This window comes from Pseudomonas mendocina, assembly GCF_900636545.1.
In the GTDB taxonomy this organism is placed as follows: Bacteria; Pseudomonadota; Gammaproteobacteria; order Pseudomonadales; family Pseudomonadaceae; genus Aquipseudomonas; species Aquipseudomonas mendocina.
This window is the reverse complement of sequence record NZ_LR134290.1, coordinates 21,695-43,889: the sequence shown is the minus strand read 5'-3', so window position 1 is coordinate 43,889 and position 22,195 is coordinate 21,695. Positions and strand designations below refer to the sequence as shown.

The 22,195-nt window shown below is 63.8% G+C and carries 18 protein-coding genes; 3 read left to right on the top strand and 15 right to left on the bottom strand.

Translation table 11 applies throughout. The features are described from left to right. Nucleotide 1: 1 nt before the first annotated feature. From EL191_RS24350 to tssA, 15 genes are all read right to left on the bottom strand, one after another. Complete coding sequence (locus EL191_RS24350; protein WP_155294764.1) at nt 2-160, bottom strand: hypothetical protein; 159 nt, start codon at nt 158-160, stop codon at nt 2-4. 179 nt (nt 161-339) lie between these two features. Continuing rightward, nucleotides 340-768, bottom strand: a complete 429-nt coding sequence (locus EL191_RS00160) for a hypothetical protein (protein WP_041975655.1) — start codon at nt 766-768, stop codon at nt 340-342. After that, nucleotides 758-5,272, bottom strand: coding sequence for an RHS repeat-associated core domain-containing protein (locus tag EL191_RS00155; RefSeq protein WP_041975653.1), 4,515 nt, complete (start codon nt 5,270-5,272; stop codon nt 758-760). Before EL191_RS00155 ends, EL191_RS00160 begins: the two co-directional genes overlap by 11 nt. A gap of 6 nt (nt 5,273-5,278) precedes the next feature. Continuing rightward, nucleotides 5,279-5,710, bottom strand: coding sequence for a DcrB-related protein (locus EL191_RS00150; RefSeq protein WP_041975651.1), 432 nt, complete (start codon nt 5,708-5,710; stop codon nt 5,279-5,281). Then, a complete protein-coding gene (locus EL191_RS00145) occupies nt 5,710-7,650 on the bottom strand; it encodes a type VI secretion system Vgr family protein (RefSeq protein WP_041975649.1) in 1,941 nt (646 codons plus the stop codon). Before EL191_RS00145 ends, EL191_RS00150 begins: the two co-directional genes overlap by 1 nt. Before the next feature lie 58 nt (nt 7,651-7,708). Next, on the bottom strand, nt 7,709-10,381 hold the full coding sequence (gene tssH, locus EL191_RS00140; protein ID WP_041975647.1) for a type VI secretion system ATPase TssH: 2,673 nt from the start codon (nt 10,379-10,381) through the stop codon (nt 7,709-7,711). Further along, nucleotides 10,374-11,426, bottom strand: a complete 1,053-nt coding sequence (gene tssG, locus EL191_RS00135; protein WP_041975645.1) for a type VI secretion system baseplate subunit TssG — start codon at nt 11,424-11,426, stop codon at nt 10,374-10,376. Before tssG ends, tssH begins: the two co-directional genes overlap by 8 nt. Then, on the bottom strand, nt 11,390-13,249 hold the full coding sequence (tssF, locus tag EL191_RS00130) for a type VI secretion system baseplate subunit TssF (RefSeq protein WP_041975643.1): 1,860 nt from the start codon (nt 13,247-13,249) through the stop codon (nt 11,390-11,392). Before tssF ends, tssG begins: the two co-directional genes overlap by 37 nt. Continuing rightward, nucleotides 13,246-13,761, bottom strand: coding sequence for a type VI secretion system baseplate subunit TssE (tssE, locus tag EL191_RS00125; protein WP_013713182.1), 516 nt, complete (start codon nt 13,759-13,761; stop codon nt 13,246-13,248). The genes tssF and tssE overlap by 4 nt, the downstream gene beginning before the upstream one ends. Before the next feature lie 8 nt (nt 13,762-13,769). Continuing rightward, complete coding sequence (locus EL191_RS00120) at nt 13,770-14,219, bottom strand: hypothetical protein (protein WP_041975641.1); 450 nt, start codon at nt 14,217-14,219, stop codon at nt 13,770-13,772. After that, nucleotides 14,216-14,674 (bottom strand): T6SS effector amidase Tae4 family protein, encoded by a 459-nt coding sequence (locus EL191_RS00115; protein ID WP_041975640.1) that lies wholly within the window; start codon nt 14,672-14,674, stop codon nt 14,216-14,218. Before EL191_RS00115 ends, EL191_RS00120 begins: the two co-directional genes overlap by 4 nt. Nucleotides 14,675-14,754: 80 nt before the next feature. Beyond that, nucleotides 14,755-15,243, bottom strand: a complete 489-nt coding sequence (locus EL191_RS00110) for an Hcp family type VI secretion system effector (protein ID WP_013713179.1) — start codon at nt 15,241-15,243, stop codon at nt 14,755-14,757. 140 nt (nt 15,244-15,383) lie between these two features. Further along, nucleotides 15,384-16,877 (bottom strand): type VI secretion system contractile sheath large subunit, encoded by a 1,494-nt coding sequence (gene tssC / locus EL191_RS00105; RefSeq protein WP_013713178.1) that lies wholly within the window; start codon nt 16,875-16,877, stop codon nt 15,384-15,386. Between the two features lie 14 nt (nt 16,878-16,891). Then, nucleotides 16,892-17,407, bottom strand: coding sequence for a type VI secretion system contractile sheath small subunit (gene tssB, locus EL191_RS00100; protein ID WP_013713177.1), 516 nt, complete (start codon nt 17,405-17,407; stop codon nt 16,892-16,894). A gap of 91 nt (nt 17,408-17,498) precedes the next feature. Then, the gene (gene tssA, locus EL191_RS00095; protein ID WP_041975638.1) at nt 17,499-18,518 is read right to left on the bottom strand and encodes a type VI secretion system protein TssA; all 1,020 of its coding nucleotides are present in this window, start codon (nt 18,516-18,518) and stop codon (nt 17,499-17,501) included. A gap of 380 nt (nt 18,519-18,898) precedes the next feature. Here tssA and tagH point away from each other — a divergent pair, with 380 nt between their 5' ends. Genes tagH through tssK form a run of 3 tightly spaced genes read left to right on the top strand, consistent with a single transcriptional unit; the run spans nt 18,899 to nt 22,194 of the window. After that, nucleotides 18,899-20,308, top strand: coding sequence for a type VI secretion system-associated FHA domain protein TagH (gene tagH, locus EL191_RS00090; protein ID WP_041975636.1), 1,410 nt, complete (start codon nt 18,899-18,901; stop codon nt 20,306-20,308). A 24-nt stretch (nt 20,309-20,332) separates the two neighbouring features. After that, nucleotides 20,333-20,848 (top strand): type VI secretion system lipoprotein TssJ, encoded by a 516-nt coding sequence (gene tssJ / locus EL191_RS00085; protein ID WP_041975634.1) that lies wholly within the window; start codon nt 20,333-20,335, stop codon nt 20,846-20,848. A gap of 11 nt (nt 20,849-20,859) precedes the next feature. Then, nucleotides 20,860-22,194: a type VI secretion system baseplate subunit TssK gene (tssK, locus tag EL191_RS00080; RefSeq protein ID WP_041975632.1), complete on the top strand. Its 1,335-nt coding sequence runs from the start codon at nt 20,860-20,862 to the stop codon at nt 22,192-22,194. Nucleotide 22,195 lies beyond the last annotated feature (1 nt).

The following is a 22,195-nucleotide window of genomic DNA, read 5'->3' as shown; positions in this document are numbered from 1 at the left end:
GTCATCCGTTGAGGCTGTGCCTATGGGCACCCTGGACATTGGGATCACCACGCACGACTTTGCCGTTGCCGAGGACATTGTGATCGAGGATCTTGATGCTGCTGTCCGGTAGGTCCTTGCCGGACAGTTGCGCGCTCCGTTCTGGAGTGGGGTGGCTCATGAGGCGTGTCCTTCCTTTGGGTGCCGTGAACTCAACCTGGGATGACGCTCTGTAGGAACAGCGGGAGCTCAATATCGTTAATTAGCCAGCCAGGCGCTGGTTGGGTCTGTGAAGCGGTTAAGGTTTTGCATGGAAATATCCCTATTCGGAGGCAAATAGAGATTTCAGCTGGTCGATTTCTAACCGATCCGACACCAACTGCCTCGCTGCACCCGTTCGGGCAGGATGAGCCTCCAGATGGCTTCACATTGTTGGCATTGATAGAGCACTTCGCCGCCCAGGATGTGCGCCGGAGCCGTGTACCAAGCGGGCGCCGGCACGGGTGTAAAGACACCCGACGCGCTACGCAGGCGGTCGTCGCACTGCTCGAAGTCTTGGTAATCACGAAACTCACCAGCCTGGTAGACCTGCGTACAGTTTTGGCAGGCCGCTAGGCATTCGAGAAACGCCGGCTGCGGGTCACCGCGGCGCAACTTCAGATAGGTGGTCCGTTTGAGCTGGCTGCTGGCTGCATCGGCGTGAGCATCGACCCAGGCGGTCACCTCGTCCTGAGTGATTCGTTCGGCGCGGCGAGCCTGCAAGAGCAGGCTGAGTTGATCAGGGTCCACTTGGCGGCGCTCCATTCATGGGGATGACCCAGGACTCGTCCCAGGTTGAGGTCTGTGCAAGGAACTGGCTGTTGCCACCTGAACCGGCGGCCGGATAGGCCTCGGTCACAGGCTCCCAGCCGATCGGGTGAGAATCTCCCAACGGCCTCGGGACCCGAGCATTGATAACTTCTGAAGCAGGGATTTTCAGCAGCACCTCGTGCTGCCCCCAATGATCGAATACCTGGCTCTTGTCCATGCTGATCTTCGGATCCAGCCCCGGATTATCGAAGGTCATGTAAGCGTCACGGTTGATGCGCCCCGCATCGCGGTAGTACTTCAGGGTCCTGTAGTTCGTCGCACGGTAAACATAGTCAGAGTGTTGCAGGCGTGATTGCAACTGCGCATGCAAAGCACCGCCCTGTTGGCGCGTCTGCGACACCATTCTCTTGTATTGCTGGCGGGTCAGGCTGCGTTCGCCAGGGCCGGGCTTGTGGCCACGTTGATGCAGGTTCGACTTCTGGCACATCAGCCCCAGCGGATCCGTCCATCCGACAGGATTGGGCGCGTACTGGTACTGGTTGGTGCCACCGGCCAGGCCTATTGGATCGGGGCTGAGGAAGCGGCCAATATCCGGATCGTAAAAACGAAACGTGCTGTAGTGCAGACCCGTTTCCCGATCAAGGTACTGGCCTTCAAAACGCAGATTCTGCTCCATGAGATGAGCGCCCTGGCGCTGCTCACTCACGGTATTGCCCCAGACTTGATAGCTGGCTTGCCAGGTGCAGCGGCCATGTTCGTCGGTCAGTTGCTGGGGCAGGCCGTTGGGGTCGTTGTGGTAGTAGTGCAGCTGCGCGTGCGGGCCTTTACCGTCGACCCTGGCCAGTGGCTCGTGGCCGCTGCCCGCATACAGGTACAGGCTGTGCCGGCCATTGCTTTGCTCGCCCAGCAGGCGCAGACCATCCCAGATGAAGCGGCTTTCACTGAGCAGGTGACCCTGAGCATGAAAGTGTTTCTTCTGCGTGCGCCTACCGAGAGGGTCGTACTGCATGCGTACCTGGCTGCCATCGGCATTGCGCACTTCTACAAGACGATGCTCATCGTCGTAGAACAGACGTTGCAGCTGTCGAGCTGCACTACGCTTTTCTATCACCCGTCCAAAGGCGTCATAGCGGTACTGCTTGTCCTGATAGACGAGAAGCTGGTCATGGCTAACTGCGAGTGCGTCCTGTCGTCCGCCAGGCAGCAGGTTGCCTGCACTATCGTAGGCGAAGGTTTCAAGATGCCCGCTGAGCAGATCCTGCCTGGAAACGATGCGGCTGCGGGCATCGTAGTGCAGGCCGTGCCGCTGATGACGTCCTGCCTGGGGGTCATAGTCCAGACGGCCGATCAGATTGTCGCAGGGATCATAGTCATAGCGTTGTTCCGCCTGGGCCGGTAGCTGTACCGGCTGACCGGTTCCATGGCGGCGGCGTCCGCTCAGGCGTCCGGCACGGTCATAACTGCTGCGGGTGGTGAGCTGGCCTTGACTGCGAAGCACCTCGCGGTGGAGCCGGTCGCGTTCGAAATGGCTGACTTCATGGTCATCGAGATGAAGCATCTGCAGATGGCCGCTGCCGTAGTACAGGCGCCTGATGCGCCGCCCATCCGGCAGGATGGTTTGCGTCAGGTTGTCCAGCGCATCGTAGCGGTGTTGCAGCGTACCGCTTGCACCGCTTTCCTGTGCCAGCCTGCCGAGCTGATCGTAGGCGAAGTTGAGGACCTGAACGTCATCGGCACTGTCGGTGAAGCTGACCTCCAGCGGGTTGTCGAGCACGTCGTACTGGTAGCGCGTTTTTCCGTCGCGAGTGGTTTTGCATGTCAGCCTGCCGACGGCATCACGCTGCAAGTCGTGGACGATGGGCTCTATGTCCTCGCCGGCAATCGGAGCCGGTGTGTAGGCCACGCCGCTCAGGTAACCGTCAGGGTTGTAACGATAGTGCCGGGCCGCACCATCGAGCCCATGGCGAATGCTCAGTCGGTCATTGTCGTCCCACGTAAAGCGGTAGGGTTCTCCGTTCTCATTGGTGAGGCTCTGCAGCCTGCCGTAGCTGTCGTAGGTATAGGTGATCTGGCTACCCAGGGGGCCGAGAACCGCTGTCATCCGGCCCCTACGGTCATAGCGATAATGCAGCCCATTTCCAGTCGGGTCGTGATAAGCCTGAACCTGGCCGCCCGCATCACGGATAAACTGCTCACTGCGACCGTCCGGCAGTTGCCTCTGTAGCAGTCGGCCCTGTGGGTCGTATTGATACTGGGTGATGTCGCCGAGGGCATCGGCGATCTGCACCAGATTGCCGTACTCGTCATAGGCGAAGCGGGTGGGATAGCCGGAACAGTCGACCTGCTCGATGAGCTGGCCGAACGCGTTCCAGCGCAGTGTCTGGCGGTTACCGGAAGCGTCGATGATTTCCACCGGCAGACCACTGTCGTCATAACGGTAGCAAGTGCTATGGCCCAGCGGATCGATCTCTTCCTGGCAATTGCCCCGTACGTCGTAGCGATACTGCCAGGTGTTGCCGGCGGCATCGGTTTCGCAGACTGGCAGGGCCCAGTGGCCCAGAAATTCGATGCAGTCACGACGACCCAGCGGATCGGTGGAGCCGCAAAGGTTGCCGGACTCGTCATAGTCGTATTGCCAGCGTGCACCCTGCGGGGATGTGGCTGCGATCAGTTGACGCTCGTCGTTCCAGTCGAAGGTCCAACTCTGCCCCAGTGGATCGGTGAAACGGGTGACCTGGTATTGTCTGTTCCAGCAGTGCTCGCGAGTACGCCCGAGCCCGTCTTGGACACGCGTGATACCAGCTTCGATGTCATAGTCGAACAGGTATTCTTCGCCTTCGCTGGTCCAGTGACGCACGACTCGAGACTGAACCGTACCCGCCTCGTTGAACTCGCCCCAGTGATAGAAGCAGCCATATCCCGTGGGAGTCTGGTGTGCGGTCAGACGAGCCTTGTCATCATAGGCAAAGCGGCGCTTGACCTGGCCATTGGCGTCCACCACCTCACGTAACCACCCCTGCTCGGTATAACCGTAGGCCGCAAGCAACTGACGCCGTCCATCGGCGTGGCAGCGCTCCAGCCGCGCCAGACGCGTGGGGTGCGCAGCCTCGTAGCACAGTTCCACGCGCAGCAAGGCGTCCTGGTCACTGATGGCCGCCAAACGACCCTGAGCGTCGTAGTGCAGCACCTGGCGGTTGTCATTACGGTCCCCAAGCTTGCTCAGACGCAGCATCCGTGGGTTGTCCGGGACGACCTCGAAGAGCCGGTAAAGGCCCGCGTCGTTCTCGATAAGCAACGCACCACTGCGGGCATCACGGCGCAGATTGAGACCCTCGCCCGGGCCATAGGCAGCGTCACCGGGCTCCAGCCAGCCAAGGTCGATACGCCGCCCCTGTTCATCGGTGTAGATGAAACTGCGCGCACCAGCGGCGTCGCTGGAGAGGGTGACCGACACTTCGTAGGCCACGCTCCAGCCCGGCCCGAACAGACCGTCCTGGCGTTCATCGCGGTTGCAATAGAATCGCTGCCACTCAACTGGCAGCAGAGCTGGTAGCACACAGTCGAGGTCATCGAGGCCGTTGAGTACCTTGGCACCGGTAGCGGCATGCACCGGATTGGGGGCTCCGGTGATGGACCGGGTCACCGCACCGGCCACCTGGTCGACGACAAAGCCATTAACCATGCCCATGGCCAGGCATGGCAGGTTACTCAGCAACTTGCGCGGGTTGCCACGCAGCGCCATCAGCACGCTCAGAGCCAGACCAACACCGGGCGTCTTGCCGCTGCGAATCGGCCGTACCACCACGGATTTGCCGCCGATGCGCACGTTGGAGGAAATGTTGCCGGCGGCCACCACCTTGGCCTCGCAGGTGGCGCGGTCGCCACTGCGCACTGCCGGTTGCCCTTCGATGCTGACCTTACTGGAGCCTTCGGCCAGCAATTGCAGCGGCATGGGCGGGTGCTTCTCGCAGAGGATGGTGTCCAGCGGGCAGGGGATGGCACCTGGCGCCGGATTCTCTACGGTAGGGTTCCACAACTCACTGAAGAAGCTACTGGCCATGTCCAGATAGCTGGGCTCTGGCGGCTTCTCCAGCTCAGTGCCGGACGGCGGCGCTACCGCGCCCAGCTTGCCGGCCGCGCGGGCCGACGGCAGGCCGTTGGTTTGGGTCTTGCTGGCACCGCTGCTGATCTTGGCTTGCGGGCTAGGCGGGAAGATGGCGTTGGCCAGGCCATCGCAGACGGTCGTAACGGCCTTGTCCAGGCCGGTGAGGCTCATGCCAACTCCGACAGCGACGCTGGCGGCAAAACCCAGCACGCAACCGGCAATACCGCCGGTGGCCACAGTCAGACCGGTAGCGGCTACCAACGCAGCGCCGGCAGCGGCATAGGCGGCCACCTCAAGCACCCCGCTGAGGACATCAGCGAAGACCGAGCTGTGTTCGAGATCATCGCCGAGCCGCGCGGCCCAGAACAGATCGGACATCGACGCTTATCCCGCTCCGTTGAGTACCAGCGAGCGCTTGATGCTTTCCCAGTGGCTGGCCTCGGCCTCACCCATCGGCTGCGGCTTCACGTAACTCAGCGACATGATGCGACCCTCGGCCGGTTTGATGCCGAGTTGGAACTGGTACACCTGTTCGGTGCCCTTGATGAACTGGTTGCGCAGCTCCACCGCTTCGATGTTGTCGGCCGGACCGACGCGGGTGTCGCTGATCGGGCTGGTCTTCATTTCCTTGAGCTGCTTGGCCAGCTTGCCGAGCTGCTCTTCGAAGTGGCTGCGCAGGGTTTCGTCAGCCCCCAGATTGCCGCGGGTGATCACCAGCGACGTGCCCAGGGCGGGGAAACGCAGGATATTGATGGTGCCGTCCTGCACCTCTGCGGTGGGCAGTTGCAGGCTCAGCTCTTGGGTGGTGTAGCTCATCAGGCGTTTCCTTTCTCTTGCCCGAACAGGGATTTGACGGCCGCATCGATGCTGCCCTGATCACCCTGGCCATCGGGGGTGGCGCCAGGGCCGCCGCCGATGTTCAGGTTGAGCACGCCGCCTGTGTTGAATTCCGCGTCGCCGCTGGCGTGGAAGTTGATCGCCACGCCGCTGAGGTTGATCTGACCGCTGGCGTTGAGTTCGAGAATGCTCTTGCCGCAGACCAGGCGCAGGTTCTGGCCGACCTCGATGAGGTAGCTCTGGCTGATGCTGTCGGTCTTGGTCGAGCCCACCAACAGCACGTCATCGAGCTTCACCGCGCGCAGGCGGTTGTTGCCGATGGTCACCGTCTCGTTCATGCCGATGCTCTTGGTGCGGTTGTTGCCCACCGAGTGGGTTTCATCCACCTCGACGACGATGTCCTGGTTGCGTTCGGCATGGATGTACAGCTGCTCGGCGCCCTTCTTGTCCTCCATGCGGATTTCGTTGAAGTTGGCCGGCGTGCCGCCCTTGCTGGAGCGGCTCTTGATACCGCTCTGGGTGGCGTTGGCGGGCAGGTCGTAGGGCACCGTCTGCTCGGCGTTATAGACGCGCCCGGTGATGATCGGCTGGTCGGGATCACCTTCCAGGAAGCTGACGATGACCTCCTGGCCGATGCGTGGAATCTGGATCGCACCCCAGTTCTTGCCGGCCCAGTTCTGCGAGACGCGAATCCAGCAGGAGCTGTTCTCGTTGGACTGGTCGTGGCGATCCCAGTGGAAGTGCACCTTGACCCGGCCGTACTGATCGGTCCAGATCTCCTCGCCGGCGGGGCCGACCACCACGGCGGTCTGCGGCCCCTGCACCATCGGCTTGGGCGTGCCGCACAGCGGGCGGAAGGTCTGCTGAGCGTCGGTGCAGGTGAGTTGGCACTCGAACTGGCCACCGCCGCCACTGCCACTCTCCAGGGACTCCTGCAGGACGTGATAGCGCGCGCAGACCACCAGGTACTCGCGGTTCTGGTCGGCGCGACCGAAGCCGGTGAGGCTGAACAGGTTGCCCGAGGCGATGCCGCGCACGCTGCCGCCGAGCTCGACGCGCTCGTGCAGACTCTGCAGCGCCTCGATGCGATTGCGCGCGTACTGCTCGCCGTCACTGCTCTGCACGTAGGCACCCGGGTAGTCGTACAGCGGATAGTCGCCGGCATTGTGCGGACGCGGCATGACCGAGCGCACGTCGATGCGCGCGCTGGGGCGCTGGAAGTCGTAGTCGTTGAGTTCCATCGAGCCCGGCTGCACGTGCTGGGCCAGTTGCCAGTCGTTGATGTGGTCACGCTCGCGGTGCTGCCCGTCCGGCGGGAAGTAGGGCACGCTGGCGTAACCGGGTGCCGGCACATGCGCGCCGTAGGCATCGGCCAGTACCAGCACGTGGCGATCGGCCTCGTGGCGGAAGTAGTAGTAGATGCCCTCCTTCTCCATCAGCCGGCTGACGAAGTCGAAGCTGGTTTCGCGGTACTGCACGCAGTACTCCCACTCGCGGTACGGGCGGCTCAGCGCGTCTTCGAAATCGGAGAACCCCAGGTCGCGGAACACCTGCTTGATGATCTGCGGCACGCTCATGTGCTGGAAGATGCGGCAGTCGGAGGTGCGGCTGAGCAGCCAAAGCCAGGGCCGCAGGGTGACCCGATAAGCCGCGAACTGGCCGCGGTCGACGCTCTGCCCGCAGGCGGCGACGATGCCGTGGAAATGCCGGTCGCCACCGCCATGCTGCTGCACGGAGAGCGTCAGCGGCTTGCCGAGCAACTGGTTGAGATCGAGGTTGGCATCGTGGGACACCAGTTGCAGCTCGTACTCGAACAGGCGGCCCAGCTCGTCGCTGCCGTGCATCGAGCGCAGCAGCAGAACGTCCGGCCCGAGCGGGCTGGTGATGCGGGCAAAGCGTGAAGATTGGGCGAAGAACATAGGTCGGGGTTCCGGCCTGCCATGGCGCGGGCCGGCACTAGCCGACCCGCGCTCGGGCTCAGGCGTTGTCGGCGAAGCTGTAGTTCAGGTCGTTGTCGGCCACGCTGATGCGCACACCGGCCAGCGGCTTGCCTTCCATCATGCGGGTGAGGAACTCGCGGCTCATGTCCGGCAGCATGCCGTTGGTGAGAATGGCGTCGATCTGCCGGCCACCACTCTCGCTCTCGGTGCAGCGCGAAACCACCAGGTCGACCACCGCCTCGTCGTAGTCGAAGGGCACCTTGTGGGTGCTTTCGATGCGCTTCTTGATGCGCCCCAACTGCAGGCGGGTGATGGCCTTGAGCATGGCGTCGCTGAGCGGGTAATAGGGGATGGTCACGAGACGGCCGAGCAGCGCCGGCGGGAAGATCTCCAGCAGCGGCTGCCGCAGGTCGCGGGCGATGCTTTCCGGGTCGGGCAGGTTGTCCGCGTCCTGGCACAGGCGCGCCACCTGTTCGGTGCCGGCGTTGGTGGTAAGCAGGATCAGGGTGTTCTTGAAGTCGATCAGACGCCCTTCGCCGTCTTCCATCACGCCCTTGTCGAACACCTGGAAGAAGATCTCGTGCACGTCCGGGTGGGCCTTTTCCACCTCGTCGAGCAGCACCACGCTGTACGGCCGGCGGCGCACCGCCTCGGTCAGCACGCCGCCTTCGCCGTAGCCAACGTAGCCAGGCGGCGCACCCTTGAGGGTGGAGACGGTGTGCGCCTCCTGGAATTCGCTCATGTTGATGGTGATCAGGTTCTGCTCACCGCCATACAGCGCCTCGGCCAGCGCCAGCGCGGTCTCGGTCTTGCCGACGCCGGAGGTGCCGGCGAGCATGAACACGCCGATCGGCTTGTTGGGATTGTCGAGGCCGGCGCGGGAGGTCTGGATGCGCTTGGCGATCATCTTCAGCGCATGGTCCTGGCCGATGATGCGTTTGGCCAACAGGCTGTCGAGGTTGAGCACGGTCTCGACCTCGTTGCGCGCCATGCGTCCCACCGGGATGCCGGTCCAGTCCGCCACCACCGAGGCCACGGCCTGGTAATCGACGGTTGGCAGGATCAGCGGGGCTTCGCCCTGCAACTGGCTCAGGCGCTCCTGCAATTCGACCAGCCGCGCGCGCAGGGCCTGGTGATCGGCGCCGCTGTCCTGATCGACCACCCCAGCGCTTTCGCGCAGGCTGGCGCGGGTGGCCAGCAGTTCGTCGACCAGCTGCTTCTCTTCGGCCCAGCGGTTTTCCAGCTCGGCCAGGCGCTCGCGTTCGGCGGCCAGCAGACTCTCGCTGTTGGCCTGACGCAGGCTGACGTCGATGCCGATGGCGTGCTCGCGGGCAATGATCTGCAGTTCGGTTTCCAGCGCTTCGATGCGCCGGCGGCTGTCGTCGACCTCGGCCGGCACGGCGTGCAGGCTGATGGCCACGCGGGCGCAGGCGGTGTCGAGCAGGCTGACCGACTTGTCCGGTAGCTGACGCGCCGGGATGTAGCGATGCGACAGCTTGACCGCGGCGTCCAGGGCCTCGTCGAGAATCTGCACCTGATGGTGCTTCTCCATGGTCGAGGCCACGCCACGCATCATCAACAGCGCCTTGTCCTCGGACGGCTCGGGCACCTGCACCACTTGGAAGCGGCGGGTCAGCGCCGGGTCCTTCTCGATGTGCTTCTTGTACTCGGCCCAGGTAGTGGCGGCGACGGTGCGTAGGCTGCCGCGCGCCAGCGCCGGCTTGAGCAGGTTGGCCGCGTCGCCAGTACCGGCCGCACCACCAGCGCCGACCAGGGTGTGGGCTTCGTCGATGAACAGGATGATCGGCTTGGGCGAGGCCTGCACGTCTTCGATGACCTGACGCAGGCGCTGCTCGAACTCGCCTTTCATGCTGGCGCCGGCCTGCAGCAGGCCGACGTCGAGGCTGCGCAGCTCGACATCCTTGAGCGAAGGCGGCACGTCACCGGCGGCGATGCGCAGAGCGAAGCCTTCGACCACGGCGGTCTTGCCGACGCCTGCCTCGCCAGTGAGGATCGGGTTGTTCTGCCGGCGGCGCATGAGGATATCGACCAGTTGGCGGATCTCCTCGTCGCGGCCGACGATGGGGTCCAGCTCACCCTTGCGCGCCTGCTCGGTGAGGTCGATGGTGAAGCGCTTGAGCGCCTCCTGCTTGCCCATCGCCGCTGGCGCCATGGCGCCACTGGCCTCGCCCGGTGCGGCAGCGGCGAAACCGTCGCTGGCGGCCAGGTTGTTCTCCGGGGAATCGCCGACGTACTCGTCGAAACGCTCGCTCAGGGTCTCCACCTTGATCTTGGCGAACTCGCCCGACAGGCCCAGCAGCACCTGGCGCAGGCTCGGCGTCTTGAGGATGCCGATGATCAGGTAGCCGGTGCGCACCTGGTGCTCGCCGAACATCAGGCTGCCGTAGACCCAGCCACGCTCGACCGCTTCCTCGACGTGCGAGGACAGGTCGGTGATCGAGGTCGAGCCGCGCGGCAGGCGGTCGAGTGCGTCGGTCAGGTCACGCGCCAGGCGCGCCGGCTCCAGGCTGAACTGGCGGATGATGCGGTGCAGGTCGGAGTCCTGCAGTTGCAGGAGCTGGTGCAACCAGTGCGCCAACTCGACGTAGGGATTGCCGCGCAGCTTGCAGAACACGGTGGCGGCCTCGATGGCCTTGTAGCCGACGCTGTTGAGCTTGCCGAACAGCGCGGTACGACTGATTTCACCCATGTGGAGTTCTCCTTGATTGATCCGCCGGCGAAGTTGCTGCGGCGTGATGGCGGGCCAGCACCAGATCCCTGGCGTCGTGCTGTGGCTGACCAAGCCAGGTGGTGTAGCCCAGGCGAGCCTGGCCGTTGAGACGCAGCGCGGGGACTTCCTCGCGCTGCAATACGAGATTCAGTTGCCAGTCCAGCTCGTCGCCCTGGTATTCGGCGACCCAGGCCACCAGCGCGGCGAACGACTCGCCATCGGGCAGCATGGCGTTGTACTGATCGAGCGTCAGCGGACCGAAGCAGATGCGGAAGCTGTGCTGGCGGTCCCAGACCTGGCTGCCCAAGCAGAAGTCCACGCCCAGCTGGCTGGACTCCACGCCCAGGCGCGTGCGCTCGGGCAGGCTGAGCCAGCTGCCGGCGTATTCCTCGATCTGCACCGGCACACCGAAGTAGTCGGCGAGGATCGCCTTGAGGCCATCGGGGTAACGCGTCTGCGCGGCCAGGTGACCGCTGTAGTGCAGCTTCGCCGCATCATCCAGCAGGCCCGGCTGGCGCAGGCTGGGCATGCCGCGACCGCTGAAGGCGGCCAGGCGCGCCGACCAGTAGTCGTCATCCGGGCGGTCGTGGCTGACGGTCGGCCGGGCCTCTGCCCAGGCACGATAGAACAGGCTCAGCAGGCGATGATGAAACAGGTCGAGGAAGTACTTGCTGGTGCTGTCGGCGTGGTTGCGCTGACGCTCGCGCACGTACTCGGTCAGGTGCAGCGGCAGCGGTCCGTTGGGCCCGCCGAGGCCGAAGAAATACTGCTCCAGGCGTGCCGGACGCTGGTCGCCGCCGGGCGTTACAGCGGCCAGCGTGGCTGGAGCGAACGTGCCTTCCTGGCGCTGGCCGAGGCGCAGCGGATCGTCTGCCAGGCGCCGGGAACGGCCCAGGCGCGGCAGGTGCGGGTGCTCGTTCTCGATGCGTCGCAGGGCCTGGAAGAAGTCGTACTCCCAGGGCTGCGCCTGCATCTGCGCAAGCGTGTCTAGAGGTTCGGACGACGGCCGGGCCGGGCTTTCCATCGCATGATCTCGCCGCGCTCGGTGCTGCGCAGCACCGTCTCGGTAAAGCTGTTGAGGGATACGTAACGCGCCAGGAAACGCTCGAACACCGCGCCGAGGAGAAACACCCCGGTACCGCGGAAGGCGTTCTCGTCGAATTCCAGGGTGATTTCCAGACCACGCCCAAAGACGATTGGCCCGGGCATTGGCAAACGCCGCGTACAGGGTTTGGCGCTGACGTCGCGCAGGCCTTCGATCTGCAGTTGCAACGCCGGATTTTGCACATCGCCATACAGCCGCAGCATCTCGCGCAGGGCAGCGGCGCCCTGGCCCTGCTCGGCCAGCGACAGGTAGTTCAGCGACAGCTGGCTGATCAAGCGCCAGGCCTGGTTGTCATGGGCCGGGCTGGCACGCGGCCGGCTCGGCCCGGCCACGCAGCGCACGCTCTGCACCGGCGCGCTGTCGGCCAGGGTAAAGTCGCTCTTGCCGCTGCCGACGGTCATGAACAGCGGCAGGTCGCGGTTGGTACACAGGGCGCTGAGGCCGAGCTGGCGCAGGTCATGGCGATACGGCGCCTGGTGGCTGTCGACCAGGCTGATGAAGGTTTCGCTGCCCACGTAGCTGGAGCGCGTACCGTTACGGCGCTGCCCGGCCGACAGCACACGCGGCTCGCGGCGCACGATGTAGTAGGCCTGATCGCGCCCATAGCGAGCGGGATCACGTACGGCATAGAAGGGCAGGAAGGTCTGCTCCGGGCCACTGCCATGGCCGGTGACGCCGCGCAACGAATGGATCTCGAAATCCATCGGCCGTGTGCGGTCGGCAATGGCGTGGTGCTCGTGCACCTTGTCGCTCAGGTGGATGCGATCCAGGCGCCGCGGAAACAGGTTGATCGCCGGAGTGCAGAACGGCAGGAACTGGCTGGCATCTACCTGATTCTGCAGGTTGCTGTCGAGGCGATCGAACAGCACGATCAACTCCAGCTCGTTGCCGCTGCACTGGCGCACGGCACGGCGCAGATTGCAGAAGTCGACGAACAGAAAACGCTGCGGCAGGGCGAAATACTCCTGCAGCAGGCGATAGCCCTGGAAGGCCTGCGGCACTACCGGCAGCGCCGCCTCGGCATCATCGAAGCCGCACGGGCGCAAGGCGTCGGCCGGCAGCCGTTCGACCCAGTCGCGCCCCGGCTGGCGGGCGAACACCGCGACGCGGTTACCCAGCAGTTGCTCGTACAGACGAAATGGCAGCTCGTCGAGGCCGCTGAGGTACAGCGGCAGGTTGTCCAGATCCAGGCTGGCGAAGGGTATTTCAGCGCCACTGCGCAGGGTGATGCGCAGCGCAGCTTTGGCACGCGGCTCGCTGGCGGCCAGGCGACCCAGCGCGGCGGAAGGGTTGCTTATGTACTCGGCCTCCGCCACCTGTAGCGGCCACAAGGTTACCGGGTGAGCCGTGCGGTATTCGCAGGGGGTCTGGCTGTCCTTGCCGAGGGTGGCGCGCAACACGCTGTCGCGAGGCAGGTTGAAGCTGCCGTTGAGCGCTCCATCGTTGGCATCGGTATGCAGCTGTACCACGGTCATCGACGGCGTCGGCGCCAGGTAGTGCGGGTAGGCAATTTCCAGCAGGTTGTGGGTGAATACCGGGTACTCGGCGTCGAGCTTGAGCTGCACTCGCGCCGTCAGCCAGGCGAAGCCCTCCAGCAGACGCTCGACGTAGGGGTCGGTGCACTCCAGGCCGGACAGGCTGAGGCGACTGGCGATCTTCGGGTACTCACGGGCGAACTCGGCCGCGCCGTCGCGGATGTGTTGCAGCTCCTGGTTGTACAACTCCAGCAAACGGGGGTTCATGAGCGTCTCCGCTGCTCGGCGGGCAGCACCTGCACATGGCCGGACTCCAGGTCCAGCTCGGTGCGCAGCAGCAAGGGTAGGGGGGCCGGCTGAGCCCACAGGTCACCCTGAATCTCGAAGCTCAGGGCGTTGTGGTTCATCTGCTCATGACCCACATGCGCCCGCACCCGCAGGCTATGGGCGAGGATGCGTGGCTCGAAGGTGAGGATGGCGCGCTGGATCAGACTCTCCAGGGCGGCAACGTCGATACCGGACACACTGCTGCCGGCCAGTGCCGGCAGCCCATAGTTGATCACCGAGGTGCCGGCTGGCGTGTGCCGAGTGGTGTCGGCATCGAGCAGGGCAATGGTGTTGAACAGCCAGGTCAGATCACGCAGCACCGAGGCCTTGAGCTGATTCAGCGAGAGCACGCGGCGGTCCGCACTTTCCTGCGGATTGCCGGGGTCATCGTCGGTCAGGCGGTCGAGCAGCGAAGGCTGCAGGCGCTCACGCGGGGTCATTGGGCTGGTCATGCGCAGGTTTACCAGTCGAACATCGCGGTGTAGTTCTTCTGATCACCGACACCGCGCAGGCAACTGGCACTCCGGCCCAGCACCGATGACTCCAACTGGCCCTCGACCAGTCGAATGGCCTTGTATTGCGAACGACACTCCAGCTCGCTGTCCGCCACGGGGGCTACATGCAGCACCATGACGATCGGCACGTTCTGGAAGGTTTCGACGTGCGCCTGGCCATCCTTGCCGACGCTGAAATGACACGGCGAGGCAATGCCCAGTGGCAGTACGCTCTGGTCTGGCTTGCGCAATACGCAGGTCTGCCCGGCGTTGTCCAATCTATAAGTCTGCCCTGCCAGGTCCACTTGCTCCGGGTAGCTAGAGCCTGCAGCAGGCGGCGGAGTCGATTCGGCACATGCACAGAGACTGGTCAGCATGCCGAGCAGCAGTAAGGGTGTACGCAGGCGCTTGCTCATGCCAGCTCCCAGAACCAGACCTGCCGGGCCATGTGCCTCGGGTCATCGTAACGGCCTGCAGTAAAGCCGCGTTTCCATAGATCGATGTGGTCGCCTGTGCGCTCATCGACGGTTTGCCCGGCTTGCTGGAAGCAGTCCTTGAAGAAGATCAGTCCGCTCTTGTCGGCCAGCTTGAGGCGCTCCTGTGCACTGCCGCCGATGATCAGCGGGCGGCCCAGATGGTGCTTCCACAACCAGTTGGCCAATGACTCAGCGCCCCTGGCGTGTGCGTGAGCACATTTGGGTTCGGTGTAAGTGGCCTTGTTGACCTTGATGGTCTTGTCGGCATTGAGCACGTAGCTCATGCGAATGGCGCATTGGTTCGGCCATGGACCATCACATACCTTGCCGTCGGGATACTCGCTCCAGATCTTGAGATATTCGTTCCACAGATTGATAAACGAAGGCTTGGCCATGAAACAGTCTCATCACTGCGTGAGTCGGAGCCATCCCAACGCCGACCGCCCCCGGCGCTTGCGTCGAGGGCGGGAGGGCATCAGATCTTGACGTTGGAGCGGATGTTCCAGCCGTACTTGATCGGGCCGCCTTCCTTGGTGCCGTCGGCTTTCTGCGGCTGGTAGTCGACCGTGACTTTGGCGAAGTTCAGGGTCACGTTCTCGATCAGGCGGTCGTCGTTGCCCGAACCGCCAGTGCTCAGCGAGGAGATCAGCACTTCTTCGAGGTTGATGATCAGGTACTCGACCTGGGAATCACCGCCTGCCTTGCGCACGGTCAGAGTGACCTTTGGCACGTGCTTGCCGCTGGAGCAATGCATCATCAGGTTGGGGGTAGCCTTGTCGACGTACTTGGTCAGCGACAGGTCCTGGATGCTCACCTTGCCCGCGCCGCCACCGGTGCCGGTGTGCATATTGCCGGACTGGGACATGCCCCAGCTCCAGTTGAGCACTTCGATTTCGTCCTTGTGGGTCTTGTCCTGGGACTCGCCCTTGATGTCACCGATCTTGATGAAGATATCAACAGCCATGTTTTCTCCTGAGGTGGCATGGGCCACTCGTATAGGTGGGGATAACCCCGGTAATCTCACTCGCTTTGCGCATCCGTTGGCTTGCTCGTAGGAGCGGCTTCATACATTCGCGGCTGAAGCGCTCCCACACTCGCAAGGCGTTATGCGCCCTTGGCCGACGGCAGTTTGGAAACCAGCCGCAGCGACACCGTCAGCCCTTCGAGCTGATAGTGCGGACGCAGGTAGAACTTCGAGTTGTAGTAACCCGGGTTGCCCTCCACCTCTTCCACCACGACTTCTGCAGCAGCGAGTGGGTGCTGCGCCTTGGTGGTCTCGGTGGAGTGAGCGGGGTCACCGTCGACGTACTTGAGGATCCAGTCCTGCAGCCACAGCTGCATCTCGTCGCGCTCCTTGAACGAGCCGATCTTGTCGCGAACGATGCACTTGAGGTAATGCGCGAAGCGGCAGGTGGCGAACAGGTACGGCAGGCGCGCCGCCAGATTGGCGTTGGCGGTGGCGTCCGGATCGTCGTACTCGGCCGGTTTCTGCAGCGACTGCGCACCGATGAAGGCGGCGAAGTCGGTGTTCTTCTTGTGCAGCAGCGGCATGAAGCCGTTCTTCGCCAGCTCCGCCTCGCGACGGTCGGAAATGGCGATCTCGGTCGGGCACTTCATGTCCACACCACCGTCGTCGGTGGGGAAGGTGTGTGCCGGCAGGTTCGGCACCTCGCCACCGGACTCGACGCCACGAATGCGCGAGCACCAGCCGTAGTGCTTGAACGAACGGTTGATGTTCACCGCCATGGCATAGGCGGCGTTGGCCCAGGTGTACTTGCTGCTGTCGGCACCGTCGGTGTTTTCCTCGAAGGCGAAGGCTTCTACCGGATCGGTCTTGGCGCCATATGGCAGGCGGGCCAGGAAACGCGGCATGGTCAGGCCGATGTAACGCGAATCCTCGGACTCGCGCAGCGAGCGCCAGCCGGCGTATTCCGGGGTGGTGAAGATCTTGGTCAGGTCGCGCGGGTTGGACAGTTCCTGCCAGGAGCCCATGCCCATCACTGTCGGCGAGGCCGCGGAAATGAACGGCGCGTGCATTGCCGCGCAGACCTTGGAAAGCTCACCGAGCAACTCGACATCGGGCGGCGACTGGTCGAAGTAGTAATCGCCGACCAGGCAGCCGTAGGGCTCACCACCGAACTGGCCGTATTCCTCTTCGTAGAGCTTCTTGAACACCGGGCTCTGGTCCCAGGCGGTGCCCTTGAATTTCTTCAGGGTCTTGTGCAGCTCCGGCTTGGAGATGTTGAGCACGCGAATCTTCAGCTGCTCGTCGCTCTCGGTGTTGTTCACCAGGTAGTGCAGACCACGCCAGGCGCTTTCCACCTGCTGGAAGTCGCTGTGGTGGATGATCTGGTTGACCTGCGCGGTGAGCTTGGCGTCGATGGCGGCGATGATCGACTCGATCGACTTGATCGCATCGTTGGAGATCAGATCGGTCTGCGCCAGCGCCTGCTCGGCCAGGGTACGCACGGCAGTCTCTACCGCTTCCTTGGCACGTTCGGTCTTGGGTTTGAATTCCTGCATCAGCAGCGAGGCAAATTCGCTGGTCTGCTCGGTGCTGGCCAGTGCGGCCTGGTCTTGTTGCAACTGTTCGCTCATGGTGGTCTTCCGAATCAGGCCTGGGGCTCGTTGTCCTGGGGTTTCGGCGCGCTGGCCAGGGCCTGCAGCAGTGCCGGGTCCTTGATCGCCTTCATGATCACGTCCTCGGCGCCGGTCTTGCCGTCCATGTAGGTCAGCAGGTTAGCCAGCTGAGTGCGGGCCTCCAGCAGTTGGTTGAGGGCGTCTACCTGGCGCGCCACGGCGGCCGGGCTGAAGTCATCCATGCTCTGGAAGGTCATGTCGATGCTCAGATTGCCTTCGCCGGTCAGCTCGTTGGGCACGTTGAACGCCACACGCGGCTTCATCGCCTTGAGGCGCGAGTCGAAGTTGTCGACATCGATTTCCAGGAACTTGCGATCGGCCACCGCCGGCAGCGGCTCGGCCGGCTTGCCGGTGAGGTCGGACATGACGCCCATGACGAAGGGCAGCTGGACCTTTTTCTCGGCGCCGTAGAGTTCGACGTCGTATTCGATCTGCACACGGGGCGCGCGGTTGCGCGCGATGAATTTCTGAGAACTGCTGTTCGCCATGCTTTCTCTCCTGGTCGCCTGACGCGACGCGGCGTGTCGGCCACCGGCCGTCTACGGTAAAGCGTGATCCCGCATACCTGGGCCGGTCGGCCTAGTACTCCTCGGGGCCGCGCAGGTTTTCGAACTGGCTCATGCCATCGGGTATGAGGTTGCGCACGATGGTCGCGAAGTCGGCGTTGACCAGGCTGCGAGCCCGGTTGAGCAGCACCGGCAACGGGCTGGAAGGCTCGTGGCAGGCGTAGTAGGTGAGGATCCGCTCCAGGCTCTTGAGCACGTCGTCGCGATTGGCGATTTCGCCGCTGACACGCATCGCGGCATGTGTTGACGCCGGCTGCATCGAAGCCTCGGCAGGCGCTGACGTGTCTGCTGGATGATTGTCGGCGTTGGCCCCGGCAGGGCTGTCACCGAGAACCTGCAAGGCCAGCTTGAGCGGTTGCTGCAAAGCCGACAGTTCCACGCCCTGAGCGGAGCCGACCTGTTCGCTGACCAGTCGCTCGATCGCATCCAGGCTCTGCAACGCGCGGCCGAGGGCGTCGCGAGTGAGCTGCAGGGATTCGCTGTCGGCATCCTGCAACGCGCCGCCGAGCTCTTCGACGCTGAGGCTTTCGCTGCTGGCCGGGTGCAAACCGGCGGCGTTCAGCGCTGCGCGCAGGGTGATATTGCCGAACACCCGCGAACGCACCAGCACGGCATTGCGCAGCAGGCCGAGATTGGTCTCGCAGGTGAGGCCGGAGAGGGTGTTGATGCGTACGGTGGGATCGTTGCCGTCGTCGGCGTCGAGCTGCGGGTGAATCTCGGGCCAGTAGCGCGAGAGCAGTTCGAGGATCAATTCGAGGCTGTCGGCCAGCCCTTCGACACCGCGCAACGCCAGGCGGCTCTGCAGCAGGTAATGGGTGATGCGCAAATCCTTGCTGCGCTGCAGAAGGGCGTGACAGGCCTGTTCCAACTGGCGCCATTCGGGCGGCTCGGCAGGCTGAATGGCATCGCCCATACTGCGCTCGGGGCGCCCCAGGGCATCGCGCTCGAGCTGGAGAAAGTCGCTGTCGTATTCCAGATCTTCACCACAGGGTGAAGTATCCGAAACGGCGGCGAGCAACAACGAAGTCTCCACGGATTCGATCTCCTTATCGATTTGAACTGCGTCACAAAAGTGCCGTAACTTCGTCCTGGCTGGCACTTTGCCAACTAACGATTAGTGTTAATTGGCCACTACGCAATGTCGATGGCGTCGCGCATTTTTTAACTTAAAAATATATAAAGTCAAGGTAGTATGGCGACCGCCCAGAGCCTTTGTGAACTTGGGCAAAGTTTCGCTAAGTTGTGAGCTTGCGCACATACTTGAACCCCGGAACAATAGGTAAGATCGCGTGCTTCCGCGTTCCAGAGCCCCTTCGACGGACGTTTAACAAGGGCTCAAAATCGTCTGAAAGCCTTGAAAATAAAGGCTTTCACGGTTTTCAAAGTGTCACAAGAGCCGGACAGGGAGGCCACATGGCGCTGCGCTTGACCATCACCAGCTATCACAAGATCACACCAGGCCAATGTCCCGAGAAAACCTTGGAACATGGCGTGATGGCAATTGGCCGCAGCCCGGATAATGACTGGGTATTACCTGATCCGGCACGTCTGGTCTCTTCCAAACATTGCCTCGTGCAAAACAAGGATGGCCGCTACTACATCACCGACAACAGCACCAATGGCGTCGAACTGGTCAAGGCCGGTATACGCATGCAACGCGGAAACAGTGAACTTCTGCAGCACGGCGAAGTTATCCGGATTGGCGAGTACGAAATTGCAGTAGCGCTGGAAAGTTCCATCGCGGAAGGCACCGGGCCGTTTTCCAGTGTCTCGTCCGCAAGCAGTTTCGAAGCGCTGATGGCCAACCAGCAGGCCGCTCCAAGCAGCCCTTTCGAAGCGCCGGCCAACCCCTTCGATGCCTCGGCCAGCGCCCACCTGCAAAGCGTCGCCCCGCACGAAACGTTGCCCGATCTGTTCGATTTTCTCGGCCCGAACACGGCAGCGCCGGCGCCCGTTGCCGACCACGTACCGGCGCAGCAGCATGACTTCCGGCCACCGGAGTTCAAGGCGCCTACCCCAGCAGTCGAACCCAAACCAACCAGCGCGCCGGGCCTGATTCCCGATGACTGGAACCTGTTCGACGACATCGCGCCGACCGCCGCTCCAGCAGCGCCAATGCCGGAACCTTCCCCTCGACCGGAGCCCATCGAGCCGGCACATATGCCAGCCCCGGTTGCCGTACCAGCCGCACCGATTACGACGCCCCCCATGCAGGCGCAGGCAGTTCAACAAGGGGATGCGCTGCTGCAGGCCTTCCTGCGCGGCGCCGGGCTCGATCGCCTGCGCCTGGATGACCAGCAGGCAGCCGCGCAGATGGAAAGCATCGGGCGCAGTTACCGCCTGATGGTCGAGGGCCTGATCGATGTACTGCGGGCGCGCAGCAGCCTCAAGGGCGAGTTCCGCCTGCAGCAGACCATGGTTCAGCCGGTGGAAAACAACCCGCTGAAGTTCGCGCCCAACGCCGAAGAAGCCCTGCTCCTGTTGCTGCGTGGCGGCAACTCGGCGTTCATGCCGGCGGATCAGGCCGTGCAGGACGGTTTCGAGGACCTGCGCGCCCATCAACTGGCCGTCATGGCGGGTGTGCAGGCCGCCATCCGTCACCTGCTGGCGCGTTTCGAACCGCAGGCACTGGAAGCACGCATGGGCAAGGGGGGCGGGCTCGCCAGCCTGCTGCCGGGCTCGCGTCAGGCGCAGTGCTGGCAGCAGTTCGTGGAGCTGTACGCGACCTTGTCGCGCGAAGCCGAAGACGATTTTCAGGACCTGTTCGGCCGCGAGTTCGGCCGGGCCTATGAGCAACATATCGCCCGTCAACGACGCCCCTGACGGGCGTGGGGCAAGGATGACAACGTGCGACAACGACTACTTCGGCCCGCTCTGCTGGGCCTGGTGCTGGCAGGCCTGGGCAGCGGCTGCAGCAAGGACGCGATGGACGACAGTGCTGCAGCTCAGGGGCCAACCAGCGTCGTGCTGCAGCTGCAGGCCGGCGATGAACTGAACCCCACCGTCGAAGGCCATAGCGCCCCGGTGCGTGTGCGCCTGCTGGAGCTGCGCAGCGCCGCCGCATTCAGCCGGACCGACTACTTCAGCCTCGCCGAGCGCGCGGCTGCGACCCTGGGCGGCGAGCTGGTGGCCGAGGACGAATGGCTGGTCCATCCCGGCCAGACCCGGGAACTGAAACGCACGCTCGCCCGGGAAACTCGTCATCTCGGCCTGCTGGTCGGCTACCGCGAAATTGACCGGGCGCAGTGGCGCGTGGTGCTGGAGCCGAAGCAGGGCACCCTCAGCCATTACCGCATCGACCTCGGGACCCACGCCGCCAGCGCCGCTGAGCTCAACGCGCCGTCCCGCCTCGACTCTCGCTAACAGGAGCCTGTATGTCCTGGAACAACCGTGTGATCTGGTCCGAAGGCATGTTCATCGGCACCCAGCATTTCCAGCAGCATGACCGCTACCTGGAGGCACTAATCGATGCCCGCAGTCGCCCACTGTCAGCCGCCGGCTGGGGTTTCGCCGAGCTGCAGCTGGATATCGGCCTGCTGGCACAGGGCAAGTTGGCCATCGTCAGCGCTCGCGGCCTGTTGCCCGACGGCACACCCTTCAACATCCCCCAGGATGACGTGGCGCCGGAGCCACTGGATATCCCCGACGACCTGCGCGACGGCGTGATCTATCTGGCCCTACCGCTGCGCCGGGCGGGTGTGCGAGACACCGTGGAAGCGGGTGAAGCGCTGGGCGGCGCGCGCTATCGCGGCCAGGTCCGCGAAGTGCGCGACGACAACGCCGCGTTTGAAAGCCGTGTGCCGGTGATGGTTGGCGAACGCGCCCTGCGCCTGTTGACCGCCGCCGATGGCCTGCAGGAATACGCCGTGCTGGGCGTGGCGCGCGTGCGGGAAAAACGCGCCGACCGCGCCCTGGTGCTGGACGAACAGTACATCCCGCCGCTGCTCGACGTAGCAGCCAGCGCGCCACTGGCTGCCTTTCGCGGCGAGCTGCTGGGCTTGCTGCATCAGCGCGGCGAAGCCCTGGCCGGGCGCGTGGTGGCCTCCAGCGCTGGCGGCGCCTCGGAAATCGCCGACTTCATGCTGCTGCAACTGGTCAACCGCGCGCAGCCGCTGTTCGCCCACCTGGCGCAGATGCAGCCCCTGCACCCGGAGCGCCTGTACAGCGAATTGCTGGCTCTGGCCGGCGAGTTCGCCACCTTCTCCAACGCCGCGCGCCGGCCGCTGGAGTTCCCGCCCTACATCCACGATGACCTGCAGGCCAGCTTCACTCCGGTGATGCAGGCACTGCGTGAAGCCTTGTCGATGCTGATCGACAGCAAGGCCGTAGCCATTCCCATCGTCGAGAAGGCCTACGGCGTGCACGTGGCCATGCTGGCTGACCGCAGCCTGCTGGACAGCGCCAGCTTCATCCTCGTGGTCCGCGCCGACATGCCTGCCGAGACCCTGCGCGGGCGCTTCGGCCAGCAGAGCAAGATCGGCTCGGTCGAGCACATCCGCGATCTGGTCAACCTGCAGCTACCGGGCATCAACCTGCTGCCGCTGCCGGTGGCCCCGCGCCAGATTCCGTTCCACGCCGGCTCGACCTACTACGAGTTGGACCGTGGCAGCGAACACTGGAAGCAACTGGCGCAATCCGGCGGCTTCGCTTTCCACGTGGCGGGCGAATACCCCGGCCTGAACCTGGCCTTCTGGGCGATACGGGGCTAAT

Coding starts and splice junctions, on each gene's coding strand:
- EL191_RS24350 (WP_155294764.1), bottom strand. CDS start 160: ATGAGCCACCCCACTCCAGAACGGAGCGCGCAACTGTCCGGCAAGGAC.
- EL191_RS00155 (WP_041975653.1), bottom strand. CDS start 5,272: ATGTCCGATCTGTTCTGGGCCGCGCGGCTCGGCGATGATCTCGAACAC.
- EL191_RS00150 (WP_041975651.1), bottom strand. CDS start 5,710: ATGAGCTACACCACCCAAGAGCTGAGCCTGCAACTGCCCACCGCAGAG.
- EL191_RS00145 (WP_041975649.1), bottom strand. CDS start 7,650: ATGTTCTTCGCCCAATCTTCACGCTTTGCCCGCATCACCAGCCCGCTC.
- tssH (WP_041975647.1), bottom strand. CDS start 10,381: ATGGGTGAAATCAGTCGTACCGCGCTGTTCGGCAAGCTCAACAGCGTC.
- tssG (WP_041975645.1), bottom strand. CDS start 11,426: ATGGAAAGCCCGGCCCGGCCGTCGTCCGAACCTCTAGACACGCTTGCG.
- tssF (WP_041975643.1), bottom strand. CDS start 13,249: ATGAACCCCCGTTTGCTGGAGTTGTACAACCAGGAGCTGCAACACATC.
- tssE (WP_013713182.1), bottom strand. CDS start 13,761: ATGACCAGCCCAATGACCCCGCGTGAGCGCCTGCAGCCTTCGCTGCTC.
- EL191_RS00120 (WP_041975641.1), bottom strand. CDS start 14,219: ATGAGCAAGCGCCTGCGTACACCCTTACTGCTGCTCGGCATGCTGACC.
- EL191_RS00115 (WP_041975640.1), bottom strand. CDS start 14,674: ATGGCCAAGCCTTCGTTTATCAATCTGTGGAACGAATATCTCAAGATC.
- EL191_RS00110 (WP_013713179.1), bottom strand. CDS start 15,243: ATGGCTGTTGATATCTTCATCAAGATCGGTGACATCAAGGGCGAGTCC.
- tssC (WP_013713178.1), bottom strand. CDS start 16,877: ATGAGCGAACAGTTGCAACAAGACCAGGCCGCACTGGCCAGCACCGAG.
- tssB (WP_013713177.1), bottom strand. CDS start 17,407: ATGGCGAACAGCAGTTCTCAGAAATTCATCGCGCGCAACCGCGCGCCC.
- tagH (WP_041975636.1), top strand. CDS start 18,899: ATGGCGCTGCGCTTGACCATCACCAGCTATCACAAGATCACACCAGGC.
- tssK (WP_041975632.1), top strand. CDS start 20,860: ATGTCCTGGAACAACCGTGTGATCTGGTCCGAAGGCATGTTCATCGGC.